Origin of the sequence: Exiguobacterium sp. 17-1 (genome assembly GCF_023096305.1) — a bacterium.
GTDB lineage: Bacteria > Bacillota > Bacilli > Exiguobacteriales > Exiguobacteriaceae > Exiguobacterium_A > Exiguobacterium_A sibiricum_A.
In genome coordinates this window covers 123,942-142,449 of the sequence record NZ_JALIGJ010000005.1, presented here as the reverse complement: position 1 = coordinate 142,449, position 18,508 = coordinate 123,942, and the positions used below count along the sequence as shown (strand labels likewise).

Sequence of the window (18,508 nt, the reverse complement as noted above, 5' to 3'; positions counted from 1 at the left end):
GAGATTACCAGTGCTCAAGTAACGGTCCTTGTTGTCCATAAACGGGATCTGTTTGCGGCCGTTCCACTTGGGCAATCCGTTTCAGGTTATCCGGGCGTTCACACGGATCACCGGTCAATGTATCGTAGTCTTGCCCTTTCGGATAGGCGCCGACGACCTGAAACCGTCGACTCGTGTGTAAAGCCTTGTGGCCCGTACCGGCAGGCAGGACGACGACATCGCCGGCGGTTAACGTAAAAGTTTTTCCGAGCGGTCCGCCCAATTGAATGCTCGCATGTCCTTCAAGAATGCCGATGACCTCGTGGGCGACGCTGTGATAATGATGGAAATCAAAAATCCCATCGACCCAACTGTTCTGCCAGTTGTGCGTATTGAAGGTCTCTTCGATGGAAGAGGGATCATCAAAGACATGACGATAAATAAGTACAGGCAAATCTGGATTGTTGGGAATCTCACCATCATCATCGAAATAAAAAGTCTCGACGTTCATGAAATAAACTCCTTTCCAATGTCAAAATGATACATTTTTTTACCCGAAATATAACTTCCTTAATCGTCCAAGCATCTTAATGGAGAATGGGGAAGGAAGGTGCTACGATACTTGAGTTAATGAAATTTTAGAGGAGGCTTTCCAATGATCGCCATTGAAGCAAAATTAGAAGTACAACCAGCAAAACGTCAAGAGCTTTTAGAAGCTACTAAAACGTTGATCGAAGGATCACGCTTAGAAGCGGGCAACATCAGCTATGACCTTTTCCAAAGCACGGAAGATGAAAATGTCTTCATGATGATTGAGAAATGGGAAGATCAGGCAGCCATCGAAACGCACAACACAAGTGCACATTTCGGGCAGTTCGTGGCGTTTGCGCAAACAGCGCTTGCGAAACCACTTGATGTTCAATCATTTAATGCTTGAGTAAGACTCAAAAAACCTGACTGCGGTCAGGTTTTTTTGTTTTTCTTACAGATTTAATATATTACAAAAAAATTAAATGACGAAATAGACTGTTATTTTTTCCATAAATAGGGCATTATCTCTTAAGAGAGTCAAAATTTAAAGGTAGGTCAGGAGGCAAATGAATGAATGAACGGAAACCACAGGCAAATGCTTCGGAGCGCTCTTTCTTCAAGATGCCTCACACGTACGCGATTATCATGGGGATTTTACTGATTGCTGTCATCTTGACGTATACATTACCGGCAGGTCAGTTTGACCGGGAAAAGCAGGACGGACAAACGGTTGTCATCGATGGTACGTATCGTGCCGTTGAATCCGCACCCGTTAACTTGTTTGGTTTGTTTGAAGCCATTCCAAAAGGGATGGAGGCAGGTGCTGCCATTATCTTTTATATCTTTTTGGTCGGTGGTGTATTTGGAATCATCCGGCAAACGGGTGCGATCGAATCCGGCATCAATCAACTGATTAATCGGTTCGGTCAAAAAGGGCATATCATGATCCCGATGACGATGTTCGTCTTTTCCGTTGCCGGTGCGACAATCGGAATGGCGGAAGAAACGATTATCTTCGTTCCGATCGGCATCATGTTAGCACGTGCCCTTGGTTACGATGCGATGACGGGTGCAGCGATTGTCAGTCTCGGAGCTGCCGTCGGTTTTGCCGGAGGTATGCTGAACCCATTTACGGTCGGCGTCGCGCAGTCAATTGCTGAAGTGCCGCTGTTCAGTGGACTCGGTTACCGGACTGCAGTCTATCTCGTCTTTTTAATTGTTACGATTCTTTATGTCATGAACTATGCACAGAAGGTCAAAAAAAATCCGGAACAGAGTCTTGTACATGATCTGGAGAAACACCGAAAACAGGAAATAGCAACAACTTTTTCTCAATTTTCGAAAAAACATCTTTTTGTTCTAGTTGTGCTTGTCGGCGGAATCACGCTGAACGTCATCGGTATTTTTGAGTGGGGTTGGTATTTGACGGAACTGACAGCTTCGTTCCTGATTATCGGCTTACTCGCTGGTATCGTGACAATGGGCGTCAACCGGACATTCGAAAGTTTAATTGATGGAGCCAAGGCCGTTACGTTTGGTGCCTTGATTGTTGGTTTTGCCCGGGCAATTGTCGTCATCTTAGAAGACGGACGGGTCATCGATACCGTGATTTACGGTTTGTCGAACGCCGTCGGACAGTTACCGACGTCTCTTGCTGTCATCGGGATGTATATCGTCCAACTGATTACGAACTTTTTTATTCCCTCCGGAAGTGGACAAGCGGCGACGACGATGCCGATCATGGCGCCACTTGCTGATTTGCTCGGAATTGAGCGGCAAGTCGCAGTCCTCGCCTTTCAGTACGGTGACGGTTTGACGAATATGATTTTCCCGACGAGTGCCCACTTGATGGCGTTCCTGGCGATTGCCGGTATTCCGTACGAAAAATGGCTACGATTTGTTTGGAAACTGTTTGCGATTTGGATTGTCCTTGCGTGTGGTGCCTTGCTGCTCGCGGTAGTCCTCGGAATTCAATAATCACACCAAACCTTTCGTTCGAAGTGAACGGAAGGTTTTTCATATGCAGGAAACGGGAAATCTTACGACGAACAGAATATGTATGATAATCGAGGGGGATTTTAGACAGATGACTTATTCAATCGTTGGGTATTGTGAAAAAGAACAGGCTTGGGGTGTAGCGGTTCAGTCAAAATTTTTAGCAGTCGGCAGTGCCGTACCTTTTGCGAAAGCCGGTGTCGGAGCGATTGCGACCCAGTCGTTTGCAAACACGTCATACGGTCCGGAAGGGTTGCGGATGATTGAAGAAGGCAAGTCGGCCGACGAAGTCTTGAAACGGCTGACGGAAGCCGATGAAGGACGGGCGGATCGTCAAGTTGGAATCATCGATGCTTCAGGTAAAAGTGCGACGTTTACGGGAGAAGGCTGTAATGACTGGGCAGGCGGAATTGCAGGAAAACACTTCGCGGCACAAGGAAACATTCTTGTCGACGGCAATACGGTCAAGGAGATGGCCCGTGTGTTCGAGACGACGGAAGGTCCGCTGGCTGAACGGTTATTACGGGCACTTGCCGCCGGTCAAGCAGCGGGCGGAGATTCACGGGGCATGCAGTCGGCAGCATTGTTAGTCGTCAAAGAAGGCGGCGGGTACGGTGGTTTTAATGATCGTTATATTGATTTACGGGTCGATGATCATGCGAGTCCGATTCAGGAACTGGAGCGGATTTATCAGTTGCATACGCTGTATTTGCAACCAAGCAAGCCGGAAGAAATCAAGCCGATTGATGATGCACTCGAATCGGAATTGATGGACAAGCTGCTCGAACTCGGATACCGCGGTTCATTTGCGGAAGCTTTCCGGACGTACCTGCATACGGAAAACTTCGAGATGCGGGAACAAACGGATCGGTCGATTGACACGCGGGTCCTCGCCTATCTTCGGGCACAATGAAAATAAGGCTGTTTCGACATGAGTCGGAGCAGCCTTATTTTAGTGGATTAGCCTGATGTAGCATGCGTCCGGACCGGTACTTTGTAGCCGGTCGCAATAAACCGTTCCAGTTCCGGTTCAGACTTGGCATTCAGGCCGACTGTCCCGTCCCCTTTGATGGCGACGTTCGTCAAGCGGACGTGTTCGATGTTTGGACCAATCGTGATGCCGTGTTTGGCCGAATCTTCAATCCGGACGTCAATCAATCGGACGTCTTCGGCCCGGTTGTCTCCGCCGAATACCTGGATATCCGTTTTAGCCTGGCGGAATCCGCTCATTTTGACCTGGCTCAGCGTGACGTTCCGGGCTTTATATTGAATTCCGATCATCGGTTGTTCCTGATAGTCATAATACGGGTCCCCGAGCACCGTGAAATCATGAATGACGACATTACGGTAAGCCGAGACGATGAGAGCCCGCGGTTTCGAATTTTGATACAGTGACGTATATTGCGGTGTCTGGGCAATCAGCCGGGTTGCGATGATATTGTACGCTGTTTGGGACGTCGGGTCTGTTGCTTGATGATGTCCAATATGACGGAAGTTGAACGACCGGTGATCATCGATAGACAAGTGACCGACGATTTTAACGGTTGATGCGGCGGATGATGTCGCATGGGCCTTGATTTCAAGTCCTCCGAAGCAGCGTGTCGTCGCATTGTTGAATAACCAGACATCGCGGGAACCGTCATCAATCTCGATCCCGTTTGAGTTCGAGAAGCCGGCCGCATGGGCACGGCCGCTCGGATCACGTATGAAACAGTTTGAGATGAACAGATGATCACTGTGATGGGTCGTGATCCCGTCATCGCCAAAACCGGATCCTGTCAGACCGTCAAACCAGATGAACGAACTGCTGAGATTGGCCCGTGCGCCGTCGCCGTTATAATTATAGTACGGAGTTGAAATATCGAAGCAGTGTAATCCCGGATTGACCGCATCGACATCAAAGACCCAACCGTACGTCACGTGCGCATACGTCAAACAACTCGAATGATTGCCCCATGTACTGCTCTTTTTCGCATCCCCGATCCGTTCGATGTTCCAATCCAGTGTCATCCGTTCGACGAGCAGATGATGATTCCCGAGTAAGTAATTTTGATTCGTGATCAACCGGCGTCCTTTGGGAGCCGCATCGTGGAGCTTAATGATCGTTTGTCCTTTACCGTCTCCGGTCAAAATCGTATAACTTGGCAAGCGAATGCCGCGGACAAGATACGTCCCGGCTGGAACATGGACTTGCCGGTGTCCGTCTGCAAGTGCTTCTTTAAAGGCGAGCGTATCGTCTGTCACGCCGTCACCGATCGCCCCATATGCCCGGACATCGACTTTTTCGACCTGACTGATCAATTGCTCGAATTCATATGTCAGCCGTCCGAACCAACTGGGCCGGATTTCATCCTGTTCGCTGGCGAAGGCTTTCGTTAACGGCAAGATATGTTTATCCCGGTCCGTTAAAAACAGTGGTGAAATCAGTGAACGGAGGTAGCGGCTCGGATGAGTCGCCCGACGCGGTGCGACGAACGGACTGTCTTTCATCAATTGTTCCGCCCGAAGCACAGCCTCACCGTTTGATTTTGTTTCGGTATATTCTGCAATTAGTTGTCCGTTTTGATATGGATCATGTGTATGATCTAAGTTCAACATAATTGAAACCCCTCTCTAAAAATCACTTCTTTCCTTTTCCCGTCCCACTCCGGATTCAAGCTCTTTTCTTTAAAAAACAAAAAATTCCGATAATTAGGGTTGGACTCGTATATAATGGATAAAAATGACATTAGCGAGGTGGGGACATGCGTTTTCGAAGTCGATTGCTTATTTTGATAGGTGTGGTCATTTTAGGACTTGGCATTATAAAACCGTTGGTTGAGGCAGGGTACAGTGCTATGCAAAAGGTCGAAGTGTTTCCGGGTGGCGGTCAGCCAAGTTGTGTAAGCAACTGTGAATCCGAGCCGTTGACGTTTTGGTGGTCGAACTTGTTTAAGAAAAAAGAGCCGCCAAAGAAAAAAATCATCTATGGATATGATACGGATGAAAGAGGAAAAGGCGACGGAAATGGTCGGAAAGTAAAGTTCATCTCCCTAGGATTTCATCCATTCTCAAAAGGTCAAGGCGAAGAAGGAGAAAACGGCTTTCCGTATCTGCTTGTCGCTGCCGGTCTCGCCGGGGTAATCTTACTGATTCTGATTGTTCAGCGTTTCCGAAAACGAAAGAAATGGGACAATACTGAAGAAGAGTTAGTACCACGTTCGGTTCGAATAAAAAAACGCCTGGGAGAAACGAATCCAGAAGACGAACTGCCACCTTTACCGGTCGAGCAGGTCCGGCAACAAGTCGTCTTGTTTAACCGTCATCTCCCGCAAAAACTGAAACGACGGGAGACCGAGTCGTTCCGGGAATGGTTTGAACGGATCGGTTTTCAGCCGTCATCCGAGCTGCAACGGCTGTATGAGACGGTTCGTTATGATCCGAACCAATCGACCGGTATGGAGCAGACGGTGCTGACAAATATCCAGCAAGATTTTTCCGACTATCTCGGACAACTCAAATGAAACCTTTCAAAAGCTTATGACGTAATAGACACTAGAGCAAAATCAGGAAACGGGGGGACTGAACAATGTACTTAGCAGACGCTGTGAAACTCAAAAGTATCTTACGGAAACAGCTCGAACAGCTGGTCGAAGAAGTGGACCGGATTGCATTTGTTGATCTTGAAAAAGGTGAGGCGATGCCGACGGGGCAAGACCGGACATTACTGGACGTCGAGTCAGCGATGGATGAAGTCCGGCGTGATATGCGGACACTCGACCGGTTAGTGTACGCAGCGAACTTGTCGACGATGATCGAGACGACGGAAGGTGAAATGCCTCTCGTCGAAGCGATTGAACTGGCAACGCAACTCCGGGCAAAGGCAACACAGTTCCAAGAACTTGCGGCCCGTCCAAAACGCGAATTCCAATACGGATTTGAAGGAACGACGGTCATTCGACATGCCCTGTACGATCCGGATGCGTACCGGATTAAAGCGCAGGAAATTGAGCGGTCGGCGCACCGGATTTCCAATGCGATCAATGCCGCCAATTACCGGACTGAGATTGATTTTGACGGTACACGTTATATGTGATCCTTGATCAGGTGAGACTCCTGATCAAGGACGGCGCTTTGACACAAACCTCTTCCAATCGGGAATCTCGACGGCCACGGCACACCTATGACCACGGACCGATGACATGTTTACCTGTCACTCGTGACTACCTGCGGAAAACAGTTTCCTTTCGTCAGACGCCAAAAACCGTGAGTGCTTCGGCATTCACGGTTTTTTGTATGAACAAAACGTACATAAAAGGTATGCCGATGACTGTGTTCGGGTATAGCTTACTGGAGTCATTAATGGAAAGGGGTCTTGGAGATGAAAGATACATTCAAAGCATTTGTTGTCCGGGAACAGGAGGGTGAATTTACAGGAGCACTAGAACAAAAGCAAGTCGTGGAGTTGCCAGAAGGAGACGTCTTGATCCGCGTCGACTATTCCTGCGTCAATTACAAAGATGCCTTATCGGTCACGGGAAACCGCGGAGTGACGAAACAATATCCGCATACACCGGGTGTCGATGCAGCGGGTCATATCGTCACGTCAACTGATCCGCGGTTTCAAGAAGGAGAAGCGGTTGTCGTCAACGGTTTTGATTTTGGGATGAATACGTCCGGCGGCTTTCAAGAGTACATACGTGTTCCGGGAGACTGGATCACACCGTTGCCGGACGGATTCACGACCTTTGAAGCGATGGCTTACGGTACAGCAGGATTAACTGCTGCTCAATCCGTTAACGAACTCCTACAAAGGGTCAAGCGGGAAGACGGACCGGTTCTTGTGACCGGTGCGACCGGGGGTGTCGGCAGTATTGCGGTCGCACTCCTTCTGAAGCTAGGGTTCGTCGTCCATGCCGTCACCGGAAAAGAAGCGGAAGCCGACCGGTTAAAACAGGAAGGCGTGACAGAAGTGTTAACCCGGCAATCTTTTTTGGATGAGACGACCCGTCCGCTGAAAAAAGGCACGTATGCCGGAATTATCGATACGGTCGGGGGACCGTTACTTGCGTCCGTCATTCGCTATGTTCAATACGGTGGACTTGTCACGACATGCGGCAATGTCGGTGGGGCTGAAATGACGTTGACGGTATATCCGTTTATCTTACGGGGCGTTCGTTTGATCGGGATTGATGCTGTTCAATTTCCAATCGCTGAACGGGTTCGGCTGTGGTACAAACTGGCGGATGAATGGAAACTGCCGATTGGGGAGTGGGTTACTACAAAAAGCCTGAGCGAGATCCCGGACGTCGTAGCGTCTCTGCTCGACGGAACCCATCAAGGCAGAACTGTCATCGAAATTTAACCACTGCCGGCACAGTGTTCGGTGGTATAGTGATTAAAAAAGTGTCTCGATCAATTCAGGAGGAACAATAGATGAGTCAAAATGAACAACAGAAAGAGCAAGACCGGTTATCCCGAAAAGAACGCCGGAAGCAGAAACGGAATCGCCGGAGCGTGGCACTGGGTGGTATTTTAGCGACCGTCTTGATTGTCGGCGGATGGGGTTACATGGTGTCGACGAATGACGCGAGCCAAGCGACGTCGACCGTTGAGTCACCGAAAACGGTTGGAAGCGAACAAGAGAAAGACACGAAAGATACGAAAAAATCAGCGTCGACCGAGCAAAAGACAAAAGAAAAGAAACCAAAGAAAAAAGCGGACAAACCGGAAATCAGCCAAGCTGCTTGGGTCACACGTCCTTTTGCGGATGTCTATCAGGATGCTAACCGGAGTAGTGTGATCTATAAAGCCGATTTAGGGGATGTCTATGAAATTTTAGATGCCGAGAACGGGATGGTTCACTTGAAATTGAGTGATGCGGTCGAAGGTTATATTCCGGAAACAGATGTCCGGATGGATGTTCCGTCGTCAGTCAAAGACAAGACATTGCTTGAGACGTTATCACAAGTCGTTGCCAATCAACCGATCGAGAAGCCGGAACAATACCTCGGACAGCCACTCGAAAAATTTGAAGCGAAGTACGGTGCGCTTGGGAATACACAAAAAGATGCCGTCAATACGTATCACTTCTCAAACTCGGGTTATCTGCTTGTCGTATCCGACGGAATCGTCGAAGCGATCGACTGGACGAATGCATCGGCCTCCGGCCTGTCGGCTTTAGGCCAACCGGTCGTTGAAACGAGTTACGGAACATGGTACCAAGGTGAAAAACTACAATTAAAAGCTTTCCCGGACAACGGATCAACGCGACTTCGTCTCGCACGTGACCCAGGGAAATAAGCCGGAACGGTCTGTCGTTGACAGATCGTTTTTTTTTCGACAAAAAACCTCCCGAGCCGTAGACTCGGGAGGTCGAAAATCCTTGGGAGGAAGTTTTCTTAGTAGACGCCGACAGCATCAAATGATTTCGCTGCTGCTGTTGCTTCTGCACTTGTTGAACCGTAAAGATCTTTCGCCGATTGAACGACTGCTGCGCGAAGTGAGCTGAAGTTCGAGTTCGGAGTCAAGTAAACGCTGAGGGCACGGTAGTAGATTGCGCCGAGTTTTGGTACGCCGACACCAGTGACTGTGACACCAGTATGTGTTCCACCGTTACCGAGGAGGTAAGCGGCTTTGTTGACGATACCTGAGTTCGTGTGGACACCACCGTTATCTTGTGTACCTGTGTAGCGTTTTGAGTAGTGGTCCGGATCGCCGTAAGCAGCCGGGTTTGACATCGAACGGAGTGCGTCACCGCTGACACCAGGTGTGTAGATGTCTTCTCCTACGAGCCAATCGAAGTTCGATCCGACTGAGTATTCAGCGACTGTTCCCATGATATCGGAAACCGCTTCGTTGATGGCACCCGACTCATTTTGATAGACGAGTCCAGCTGTGTATTCTGTGACGGCATGCGTCAATTCGTGCGCAACGACGTCAAGTGCGCCAGAGAGGTATGTGAATGTTGAACCGTCTCCATCACCATAGACCATCTTCGTTCCATCCCAGAACGCATTGTTGTAGCTCGTTGAATAGTGGACTGAAGAGTTAAGTGCAGCACCTGCGTTGTCATAACTGTTGCGGCCGTAAGTGTTTTTGTAGAAATCATACGTTTTCACTGCGTTGACTTGTGCGCTGACAGCGGCACGGTCGTATGTTGTATTGAATTGGTTATCAAGATCCGCCCAAAGCGAACCTGGAAGCGTGTTACGATTTTTTGCATCGTACGTGTAGATCCCTTTACCGCGTGTCGAATCTTGTAAGTAGTAGTAAGAACCGCTCTTCACTGTGTTGAAAGTGGCAGTAGTTCCGAGAACCGTCGTACCTGTACCGACAGAAGTCGTTCCGGTAACTGTGTTGACCGGTTTCGCATGAGCGAGTTGGTCATATTTATTAAGAACTTTACCTGAATTCGCATCGATGAAGTAAGTCCAGCGTGACGGCTCTTTACCGGCGAGGACTGTTGATGTGACTTTGTAAGCGTAGACCGCATCGTCTTTCACTGGGTAGATGACGAGTTCTGCTTTAGGAGCCACTTCGAATTCTGTTGCTTTGATGGCTTTTTGATAAAGTTTAACTGCTTTTTTCTCAGAAAGTGATGCTTTTTTAGCGAGACCAGGTTTCCCTTTGACATTGATTGCATCATTGACGACTGCTTTCAAAGTACCGTCTTTCGCAACGTTACCGACGACGACACTACCGAAGACCGGGACGCCATCCACTTCTTGTTGGAGACGTACGATGTTAGATGATCCATCTTTTTGGACATCTTGGACAGAGAAATCACCTTTTTTGTTCACGTACTCTTTAACGATTGATGCAGCTGGTGCTGATGAAGCTTTCGTCAGTTTGCCAGTTTGAAGACCTTCTGCTCCGACGACTGTAGGAACGACAAGTACACTTGCGACAAGCGATGTAGCGAGAAACTTTTTCAAAATAAATCGCCTCCTTGTTTGGGTTGAGTCTAACTATGCCAAAGAAAAGGAAAAGCGAGAATAAGGCGTTCGTATTAATTAGAATTTTCTGAATATAGTACTTAATACCCTGACTGAATAGTTAAGTGACATAAAAAAAGACAAGAGAACATAAAAAAACCGCTCTAGAAAGCGGTTTTAAAGGATGCGTTGATAGAGATGATGTGTCTTGTCACGTGTCTCGTCAATTTTAAAATTCAGTGGATCCAGTGTAATACCTTGCTTCTGCGCAAAGTGTTGCATCTTTTCAAACGATTTCCAAATCTCAATATCGGGACCTTCATGTTTCCAGAAAATATAACTGGCCGGAGGAATATGATGTCCTTTCATCCCTTTAGGAATCTGGTCAAGTGACGCGACAGGAAGACCGATACACTGCATATGTTTGGTTCCGCGTTGTCCAAGTGACAAATCGAGTGGATAACTTCCGGGTTCAGCAGGAATCTCATGCGAACGGCGTGAAAACTCGCGCCACAGTTCCGGCATCAGGGTATGCAATTCGTTTTCTTTACACGTCAAACCAAGTCCGACAACATACAATTCGTGGCGATCGACAATTTTAGGATGCATAAGAAACTCCTTTCATGAGAGTCAAGAGGCAGTGATGACAGAAGGTCTCTTTAAATCAAGGAACAATTGTGTGAAAGAAGCATCCCATTGTGTCCCGCGGCCTTCTTCCAAAATGGCGAGTGCTTTTGCAACGGGCATTCCTTTCCGGTAAGGTCGATCGGATGTCATCGCGTCATAGGCATCAGCAATCGCCATAATTCGTCCGAAAACAGGAATCGCTTCCCCTGCCAAACCTTCTGGATAGCCTTTTCCATCATAACGCTCGTGGTGGTACTTTACCCCGGGAAGAATCGGTTGTAACTTCTCCGGTAGATGAACTTGCGATAAGATATGTACACCAATGACAGGATGTTGCTTGATTTTATCGAATTCTTCATCCGTCAAGCGTCCTTCCTTCAATAGAACATCATCACGGATTCCGATTTTTCCGATGTCATGTAAAAGGGCAGACTTACGTAACAACTCAACTTGATCATCGGGCAATCCGGCGGCACGGGCAATCTCAACCGAATATTCCGCAACACGTAAGGAGTGTCCGGCGGTATAGGGATCCCGGGCATCAAGTGTCGCAGCAAACAAGGTAAACAAACTGTCGAGCAACTGCTCGTTTTCCTGATCCCGTCCTTGGATCCCTTCGACCATTAAGTTGAAGCCGCCAACTAATTGAGAGAATTCATCGGAAAAAGGATTATTGATCGTGTTCAATTGACCCGATTCAATCTGGGCAACCCCTTCTTGCAAAGCCAAAATCGGTTTTTGGATATTTTCATATAGAAGCAAACTGCAAAATGTCGCAAGACAAAGGATGACGACTAAGATTAAAGTCGACCAACTCCAGTAGGAGCGCAGACTTTCGTTCTCCGTCAATTGAACGGCAGAAGCGAGAACGAATAACAGGATCGGAAAGACACCGATGATCAGCGTACTGATCAACATTTTTTGACGCAGACTGATAAAATCCTTTTTTGTTAAGACGAGCTCACCATCACCGTATGTTTGAGAGTGAATGGTTAATTCCGCTAACATGGATTCCGTGACACGATACGTCAAGAAAAATTCGATCAAAGCGTGCAGGATGGCGACGAGAACGGCACCGAAACAAGCGAGACCAATGAGATAATACGGCATTTCGAGCCAGTTGAAGTGAATGGCGAGTGCCGTTAAGGAAGAAGACGGAATCGATAATCCAAGGAAATGGGGTCCGAGGATCCGTTTGATGGTCAGTAACGGAAAACGGTGAGTCGTCCGAAAAGCAGCAGTAAGTTGTGCTTGGCTCGGAGCAGGCGTACGGAAGAATTGATAGAGCGGACGCATATGCTTTCGATAGACCGTATATTCAAAGCTGAACATCAGAAAAACAGAGAGAAACATGATTGTCAGTAAAATTGCACGTTCCTGGGCATCGAATGTCAATGTTTCGAAAATAAACAAACAGCCGACACCGAAAACAGCGACAAAGGATCCGATTAAGTAATTTTTCAAAAGTTGCCGTTCGAATTTTTGGAGAGGTGTCATAAGGTGCCTCCTTTTAGAGTAAGTCATGTATGTAGCGTATCGCGATACGTAACCGATAACCTGTCCTCTTTTAAAAAATGAGGGGAAGGATCATGAACGTTTATTAATAATATCGGTCGATTTCCGTAAAAATGAACTAAATTCCAAAAATAGGTATAGTTACAAAGCACTAATTGTTCTAAAAGTAATTGATTAAGCAACTAAAACAATATATGATTTGAATATTCAGAAAAGTTATCTTAGTCATGCTTTTCACTACTACATAGGGGGTCAGTTCACGTGGGAAAAAAGAAACAGCTTAGCTTAGCCGTCTTATCCGGAATCACGGCAGCAGCATTTGCCGTTGGTCCAGTTTTACCTGGTGGGAAGGTAAAATCTGTTGAAGCTGCTGAAAAAACGGTAGCCGGTGCGCCGATGGATTTAAACACGGTTGATCAGGAACGTCTATTGAAAGTGCTTGAAAAACGTGGGGTCGTCTCAAAAGCAGCATCTGCAGCTGAAAAACAAAAAGCCGTTCAAAAGTATCTTGATAAAAAGGCGAACGGGAAACCGGAAGCGGATCATGATCATGAGTCGGAAAAAGAAGCGAAATTTGATCAAAAAACAAAAGATTTCTTAACGAAACAAAAAGATCAATTAGCGAAACAACTTGCTAAAAATCACAATAACTACAAAAAAGGTAAAAAAGATGGGTTTGTCAAAGTCGATAAAGCCAAACAAGCAGCCTACAACGGTTCTACCCGGACAGACAAAGTACTTGTCTTGCTTGTCGAATACAGCGACTTCAAGCATAACAACGTCGTCCAAGAACCGGGCTACATGTATTCGAAGGACTTCAACCAAAAACATTATCAAGACTTGATGTTCGGGGATAAAGAATTTGAACTGTTCAACGGCGATAAGGTCAAGACGTTCAAACAATATTATGAAGAACAATCCGGCGGCAGCTATTCTGTCGATGGGAAAGTGTCGAACTGGTTGACAGTACCGGGTACGGCAAAAGATTACGGTTCAGATAATCCGAAAGGCGGCAATGATAACCTTCCGGGTGCCAAAGGACCACGCGGTCTTGTTAAAGATTCATTAAACGCAGCGGTAAAATCCGGTATTAACCTGGCAGAGTATGATCAGTTCGATCAATACGACTTAGACGGTGACGGCAACTTGAACGAGCCGGACGGTCTCGTCGATCATTTGATGATCATTCATGCCGGAACAGGACAAGAAGCAGGCGGCGGAACGCTCGGCGACGATGCAATCTGGTCGCACCGTTGGACACTCGATGGTGTTTATCCTGTCGCGAATACAACTTCAAACTCTACAAACTGGGGCGGCAAGATGGCAGCCTACGACTATACGGTTCAACCGGAAGACGGTGCAGTCGGCGTCTTCGCTCACGAATTCGGACACGATCTTGGACTTCCGGATGAGTACGATACACAGTATACAGGACAAGGTGAGCCGGTTGCTTCATGGTCAATCATGAGTGGCGGTAGCTGGAACGGGAATATTGCCGGAGCAGAGCCGACAAGCTTCTCACCACAAAACAAAGAATTCTTCCAGAACGTCATGGGCGGAAACTGGGCAAACATCCAGAACGTTGATTTCGATTCACTTTCAAAAGCAGGAACGGCTTCGTACCTCGATCAAAGTGTCACGAAATCAAAAAATCCTGGAATCATTAAAGTCAACTTACCGAAAAAGCCTGTTAAAGGAATCGCTCCAGCTTTCGGTAAAAAATACTACTACAGCACAAAAGGAAATGATCTTCACACGTCAATGACGTCACCAGAGTTTGATTTGACGGCTGCGACAGCTGCAAAATTCGATTACAAAGCGTACTTCGATGTCGAATTCAATTATGACTTCTTGAAAGTCACGGCAACAGCTGACGGTGTCTCGAAAGTCATCGACGTTATCGGTGATGAGGATACGGACGGTGATCAACGCGCCGAGTCTTCAAAAGGTGCATGGGTCGACAAATCATATGATCTCAGTGAATTTGCCGGTAAAAAGGTCACATTGACGTTCGACTACACAGGTGATGCCGGTCTTGCCCTCGACGGATTCGCACTGGATAATGCTAAATTGACAGTTGACGGAAAAGTTGTTTTTGAAGACGATGCAGAAGGTACTCCGAAGTTTAAATTGGATGGTTTCATTGCTTCAGACGGTTTCAGCTATGCGGACAACGCATACTACCTCGAATGGCGGAACTATGCAGGCTCAGACAAAGCGCTTGAGTATGCACGTGGCGTGAAATACAATACAGGTCTTGTCGTTTGGTATGCCGACAGCAGCTTCACGGACAACTGGGTTGGCGTTCATCCGGGTGAAGGATTCCTCGGTGTCGTCGATTCGCATCCTGAAGCAATCGTCGGAACTCTTAAAGGGAAACCGGTTGTTACAGGGAGCACACGTTACCAAATCGCGGATGCAGCTTTCAGCTTCGATAAAGCACCAGCATGGCTTATCGACTCACCATCACGTGGTCTTTACGATTACAAAGGACTTGCGGGTGTGACGAAGTTTGATGATTCTAAATCGTATATCGATCAATTGATTCCGGATGCAGGAAAACTCCTCCCGAACAACGGTCTTAAAATTCAAGTCATCGGTGAAGCAAAAGATAACTCTGCTGGAGCTGTCTGGATCCACCGTTAATGAACAGAAGCAGGTTCGGATCATTCCGAACCTGCTTTTTTGCTTGAAAAGTGGAATCAATTGGAAATTTATTGGTCAGACAACTTGACTTTTAAAGCGCAATCATTTTATACTGACGTTAGCTTAATATTGTTATTGTCACTACTGATTCACATTGCGTCACGAACAATCTTTTCGTCGCTCCATGTATTTCGGGACAATAATGAATTTCTTTCATATGCGCGGCATATGTATTAAGTAATTTATTTTTGGAGGTTGTTCCCATGAACACAGGTAAAGTAAAATGGTTTAACGCAGAAAAAGGTTTCGGTTTCATCGAAGTTGAAGGCGGAGAAGACGTATTCGTACATTTCTCAGCAATCACTGGTGAAGGTTTCAAATCACTTGACGAAGGTCAAGAAGTTGAATTCGAAATCACTGAAGGCGCACGTGGAGCACAAGCTGCTAACGTCGTAAAACTTTAATCTTAACTTTTCAATCGTCCTTTTTCGAAAGGGCGATTTTTTTAATGAGTTAATATCTTGAATTCAAGATATATGTGGGATATACTGAAGATACAAATTAAAAACAAACAAAAGGACGTGGCAAACATGGAATTACTCGGTATTCATCATGTATCCATTTTAACGGGGATGGCAGAACGTAACTATCAATTTTATACACAGGTTCTTGGCATGCGTCTGATCAAAAAGACGGTCAATCAGGACGATACGACATCGTATCATCTGTTTTATGGAGATGCAGAAGGGAATCCGGGAACGGATCTGACTTTTTTTGATATTCCTCATTTAGGGACAGGTGTACCGGGTGCGTCAAGCATCTCGTCGACATCCCTCCGCGTCAAAACGACAGCATCCCTTCAGTTTTGGGTAGAGCGCTTTACGCAACAAGGTGTCGATCATGATGCGATTGTCGAACGGGCGGGGCGTCAGACGCTGGCGTTTCGTGATCAAGAAGGAACCCGGTTGATTCTTGTCGCAGAAGACGGGGAACAAGGTGTCGCAGGTGGTGTGCCATGGAAACACGATGAGATTCCGGCTGAACATGCCATCGTCGGCTTAGGTGCCGTGACATTGACCGTCAATGATCCAGAACCGACGGCTCTTGTCTTAACGGAATTCCTCGGCTTTAAAAAAATCAGCAGTTATCCATCACTTGCCGGTGATTTTGCTGAAATTGACGTCTATTCAACAGGACAAGGCGGAATCGGGGCAGAGGTGCATCTCGAAGCCCGTCCTGATCTCGACCGGGAACGTCTCGGTCGCGGCGGCGTTCACCATGTAGCGTTCCGTGTCCCGAACAGTGAAGAGTATGATTTATGGGTGAAACGTTTGAAAGAATATCGTCTGCCAAACTCAGGGAAAGTTGACCGCCATTATTTCCAAGCGCTCTATTTCCGCGAACCAAACCATATCCTGTTTGAATTATCGACGGATACGCCGGGATTCGCGACAGATGAATCGGTCGAAACGCTCGGCGAGACATTGGCACTTCCACCGTTCCTTGAGCCAAAGCGCCAAGAGATTGAAGCCCGTCTTCGCCCACTCGAAATCTGACAATCCTGTGACACAGGTCACAGACTGACGGGCGTCCCGTATACTAAAGACAGGAACCAGAAAAAAGGAGTGACGGGATGTTAGGAACTACGTTAGGTCAATTTCGATTGATTGCGATTTTAGAAGGTATTTCATTTTTAGTTTTACTGTTGATTGCCATGCCGTTAAAGTATATGGCAGGTGTTCCGGAAGCGGTTTCCGTCGTCGGAGCCATGCACGGTGTCTTGTTCGTCATGTATGCGTTATGGCTTGCTGTCGTTAAATTTAAATACCGCTGGTCGTTTGTCAAAGCAGGGATCGTTTTTATTGCTTCGTTCATTCCATTCGGGACATTTGTACTCGATCGAAAGTTAAAACAGGAAGCAACAAACGCGTAAATTGTGTATAATAGAAAAAGCACGGCTGTGGATAACTGTTTTTGTCGATTCGAAGCAGGTTATCCACAGCTTTTTTCTGTGGATAATTTTTAGGAGGATACTATGTCAACATTTGAAGCACTACACATTCAAGAACAATGGGTCAAGAAATTACAAAAACAAGGCATCAAACAACCAACGCCGATTCAAGAGCAGGCGATTCCGCATTTGCTCGCCGGTCGTGATTTAATAGGAAAAGCGCAAACCGGTACAGGGAAAACACTTGCGTTTCTTCTGCCGATTCTCGAACAAATCGATTTAGAAAGCAAAACGGTCCAAGCGTTGATTGTCGCACCGACACGTGAACTCGCGCGTCAGATTGCAGATGAAACACACAAGTTAATCCGGAACATGGAAGATATTCGTGCGCTTGCTGTGTACGGCGGGCAGGATGTCTTTAAACAAATTCAACGTCTTGGCCGCATGCCACAAATCATCATCGGGACGCCGGGGCGGATTTTGGATCACGTCGGTCGCGGAACACTTGATTTGAGTGAATTGAAGACGCTTGTCTTAGATGAAGCGGATCAGATGTTGCAAATCGGATTCTTACCGGAAATCGAAGATATCATCGCAGCAGCACCAGTCGATCGTCAGTTCGTCATGTTATCAGCGACGATGCCGGAAAAAGTCGAACAACTCGCGAAAACATATTTGCGCGATCCAATCGAAGTCCAAGTCGAAGCGGAAAAAGTAACCGTCGATGCAATCGAACAGTTCGTCGTTGAGACGACGGATCGTCGGAAACAGGCGACACTTCGGACGATGCTTGACGAGATGCGTCCCTATGCCGCGATCATCTTCTGTCGGACACAGCGTCGTGTCAGCAAACTGAATGAAGAATTACAGATGCAAGGGTATCCGACGGATGAATTGCATGGTGGTTTGACGCAAGGGAAACGTGAAAAGGCGATGGCGAAGTTCTATCAAGGAAAAACTCCATTCCTGATTGCAACCGACGTCGCATCACGTGGTCTTGACGTGACAGGTGTCACACACGTCTTCAACTACGATTTACCGGACGATGCGGAAAGTTATGTCCACCGGATTGGTCGGACAGGTCGTGCCGGAAACGACGGCGTGGCCATCTCGATCGTCACACCACGTGACGGCCGCAGCTTCCGTGATATGGAGCGGGAACTTGGTGTCGAAGTGACACCAATCGTTGTCGAACTTTCGGATGAAATGATCCGTGCGCAGCACGATCAAAGTAAAGGCACGAAAAAACCGGCGGAAGGTCGCGGCAATACACGCCGCTCGAGCAACCGCCGTCCAGGCCGTGATCATCATAAATAAGTAAGTAAGTAAGTGAAAATCCCCTTTTCTC

17 protein-coding genes are annotated in these 18,508 nt (G+C 47.2%); 12 read left to right on the top strand and 5 right to left on the bottom strand.

Features of this window, described 5'->3' with window-relative positions; translation table 11 throughout:
* Positions 1-4: 4 nt before the first annotated feature.
* Entirely contained in the window at positions 5-490 is a 486-nt protein-coding gene (locus tag MUN34_RS13385) for a cupin domain-containing protein (RefSeq protein WP_247858053.1), read from the bottom strand.
* A 144-nt stretch (positions 491-634) separates the two neighbouring features.
* On the opposite strand from MUN34_RS13385, the gene MUN34_RS13380 reads away from it, so the two are divergent.
* The 3 genes from MUN34_RS13380 (at position 635) to MUN34_RS13370 (ending at position 3,418) form a co-directional block, all read left to right on the top strand.
* Positions 635-916, top strand: coding sequence for a putative quinol monooxygenase (locus tag MUN34_RS13380; RefSeq protein ID WP_247858052.1), 282 nt, complete (start codon positions 635-637; stop codon positions 914-916).
* A 164-nt stretch (positions 917-1,080) separates the two neighbouring features.
* Entirely contained in the window at positions 1,081-2,487 is a 1,407-nt protein-coding gene (locus MUN34_RS13375) for a YfcC family protein (RefSeq protein WP_247858051.1), read from the top strand.
* Between the two features lie 109 nt (positions 2,488-2,596).
* On the top strand, positions 2,597-3,418 hold the full coding sequence (locus tag MUN34_RS13370) for a DUF1028 domain-containing protein (protein ID WP_026827117.1): 822 nt from the start codon (positions 2,597-2,599) through the stop codon (positions 3,416-3,418).
* 47 nt (positions 3,419-3,465) lie between these two features.
* On the opposite strand, the gene MUN34_RS13365 is transcribed toward MUN34_RS13370, so the two are convergent.
* Positions 3,466-5,103, bottom strand: a complete 1,638-nt coding sequence (locus MUN34_RS13365; protein WP_247858050.1) for a glycosyl hydrolase family 28-related protein — start codon at positions 5,101-5,103, stop codon at positions 3,466-3,468.
* Positions 5,104-5,342: 239 nt separating this feature from the next.
* On the opposite strand from MUN34_RS13365, the gene MUN34_RS13360 reads away from it, so the two are divergent.
* From MUN34_RS13360 to MUN34_RS13345, 4 genes are all read left to right on the top strand, one after another.
* Positions 5,343-6,008, top strand: coding sequence for a hypothetical protein (locus tag MUN34_RS13360; RefSeq protein ID WP_247858049.1), 666 nt, complete (start codon positions 5,343-5,345; stop codon positions 6,006-6,008).
* Between the two features lie 65 nt (positions 6,009-6,073).
* Positions 6,074-6,580, top strand: coding sequence for a hypothetical protein (locus MUN34_RS13355; RefSeq protein WP_247858048.1), 507 nt, complete (start codon positions 6,074-6,076; stop codon positions 6,578-6,580).
* A 285-nt stretch (positions 6,581-6,865) separates the two neighbouring features.
* Positions 6,866-7,849 (top strand): YhdH/YhfP family quinone oxidoreductase, encoded by a 984-nt coding sequence (locus MUN34_RS13350; RefSeq protein ID WP_247858047.1) that lies wholly within the window; start codon positions 6,866-6,868, stop codon positions 7,847-7,849.
* A 71-nt stretch (positions 7,850-7,920) separates the two neighbouring features.
* Complete coding sequence (locus MUN34_RS13345; protein WP_247858046.1) at positions 7,921-8,787, top strand: hypothetical protein; 867 nt, start codon at positions 7,921-7,923, stop codon at positions 8,785-8,787.
* A gap of 98 nt (positions 8,788-8,885) precedes the next feature.
* Here the strand turns inward: MUN34_RS13345 and MUN34_RS13340 are convergent, their stop codons facing one another.
* The 3 genes from MUN34_RS13340 to MUN34_RS13330 form a co-directional block, all read right to left on the bottom strand.
* Positions 8,886-10,421 (bottom strand): M4 family metallopeptidase, encoded by a 1,536-nt coding sequence (locus tag MUN34_RS13340; protein WP_247858045.1) that lies wholly within the window; start codon positions 10,419-10,421, stop codon positions 8,886-8,888.
* Positions 10,422-10,598: 177 nt separating this feature from the next.
* Complete coding sequence (locus MUN34_RS13335; protein WP_247858044.1) at positions 10,599-11,030, bottom strand: GyrI-like domain-containing protein; 432 nt, start codon at positions 11,028-11,030, stop codon at positions 10,599-10,601.
* A gap of 21 nt (positions 11,031-11,051) precedes the next feature.
* The gene (locus MUN34_RS13330) at positions 11,052-12,545 is read right to left on the bottom strand and encodes an HD domain-containing phosphohydrolase (RefSeq protein WP_247858043.1); all 1,494 of its coding nucleotides are present in this window, start codon (positions 12,543-12,545) and stop codon (positions 11,052-11,054) included.
* A gap of 279 nt (positions 12,546-12,824) precedes the next feature.
* Here MUN34_RS13330 and MUN34_RS13325 point away from each other — a divergent pair, with 279 nt between their 5' ends.
* From MUN34_RS13325 to MUN34_RS13305, 5 genes are all read left to right on the top strand, one after another.
* Positions 12,825-15,209 (top strand): immune inhibitor A domain-containing protein, encoded by a 2,385-nt coding sequence (locus MUN34_RS13325; RefSeq protein ID WP_247858042.1) that lies wholly within the window; start codon positions 12,825-12,827, stop codon positions 15,207-15,209.
* A gap of 263 nt (positions 15,210-15,472) precedes the next feature.
* Positions 15,473-15,673 carry a cold-shock protein gene (locus MUN34_RS13320; protein ID WP_012371797.1) on the top strand — a complete coding sequence of 67 codons (201 nt, stop codon included), beginning with the start codon at positions 15,473-15,475 and terminating at the stop codon, positions 15,671-15,673.
* 126 nt (positions 15,674-15,799) lie between these two features.
* On the top strand, positions 15,800-16,765 hold the full coding sequence (locus MUN34_RS13315; protein ID WP_247858041.1) for a ring-cleaving dioxygenase: 966 nt from the start codon (positions 15,800-15,802) through the stop codon (positions 16,763-16,765).
* A gap of 77 nt (positions 16,766-16,842) precedes the next feature.
* Positions 16,843-17,142: a DUF3817 domain-containing protein gene (locus MUN34_RS13310; protein WP_247858040.1), complete on the top strand. Its 300-nt coding sequence runs from the start codon at positions 16,843-16,845 to the stop codon at positions 17,140-17,142.
* 102 nt (positions 17,143-17,244) lie between these two features.
* Complete coding sequence (locus MUN34_RS13305) at positions 17,245-18,477, top strand: DEAD/DEAH box helicase (RefSeq protein ID WP_012371794.1); 1,233 nt, start codon at positions 17,245-17,247, stop codon at positions 18,475-18,477.
* Positions 18,478-18,508: the final 31 nt, after the last annotated feature.

What these genes read in the sequence shown, in the direction of transcription:
- MUN34_RS13385 (WP_247858053.1), bottom strand. Translation starts at nt 490, where the DNA reads ATGAACGTCGAGACTTTTTATTTCGATGATGATGGTGAGATTCCCAAC.
- MUN34_RS13380 (WP_247858052.1), top strand. Translation starts at nt 635, where the DNA reads ATGATCGCCATTGAAGCAAAATTAGAAGTACAACCAGCAAAACGTCAA.
- MUN34_RS13375 (WP_247858051.1), top strand. Translation starts at nt 1,081, where the DNA reads ATGAATGAACGGAAACCACAGGCAAATGCTTCGGAGCGCTCTTTCTTC.
- MUN34_RS13370 (WP_026827117.1), top strand. Translation starts at nt 2,597, where the DNA reads ATGACTTATTCAATCGTTGGGTATTGTGAAAAAGAACAGGCTTGGGGT.
- MUN34_RS13365 (WP_247858050.1), bottom strand. Translation starts at nt 5,103, where the DNA reads ATGTTGAACTTAGATCATACACATGATCCATATCAAAACGGACAACTA.
- MUN34_RS13360 (WP_247858049.1), top strand. Translation starts at nt 5,343, where the DNA reads ATGCAAAAGGTCGAAGTGTTTCCGGGTGGCGGTCAGCCAAGTTGTGTA.
- MUN34_RS13355 (WP_247858048.1), top strand. Translation starts at nt 6,074, where the DNA reads ATGTACTTAGCAGACGCTGTGAAACTCAAAAGTATCTTACGGAAACAG.
- MUN34_RS13350 (WP_247858047.1), top strand. Translation starts at nt 6,866, where the DNA reads ATGAAAGATACATTCAAAGCATTTGTTGTCCGGGAACAGGAGGGTGAA.
- MUN34_RS13345 (WP_247858046.1), top strand. Translation starts at nt 7,921, where the DNA reads ATGAGTCAAAATGAACAACAGAAAGAGCAAGACCGGTTATCCCGAAAA.
- MUN34_RS13335 (WP_247858044.1), bottom strand. Translation starts at nt 11,030, where the DNA reads ATGCATCCTAAAATTGTCGATCGCCACGAATTGTATGTTGTCGGACTT.
- MUN34_RS13330 (WP_247858043.1), bottom strand. Translation starts at nt 12,545, where the DNA reads ATGACACCTCTCCAAAAATTCGAACGGCAACTTTTGAAAAATTACTTA.
- MUN34_RS13320 (WP_012371797.1), top strand. Translation starts at nt 15,473, where the DNA reads ATGAACACAGGTAAAGTAAAATGGTTTAACGCAGAAAAAGGTTTCGGT.
- MUN34_RS13315 (WP_247858041.1), top strand. Translation starts at nt 15,800, where the DNA reads ATGGAATTACTCGGTATTCATCATGTATCCATTTTAACGGGGATGGCA.
- MUN34_RS13310 (WP_247858040.1), top strand. Translation starts at nt 16,843, where the DNA reads ATGTTAGGAACTACGTTAGGTCAATTTCGATTGATTGCGATTTTAGAA.
- MUN34_RS13305 (WP_012371794.1), top strand. Translation starts at nt 17,245, where the DNA reads ATGTCAACATTTGAAGCACTACACATTCAAGAACAATGGGTCAAGAAA.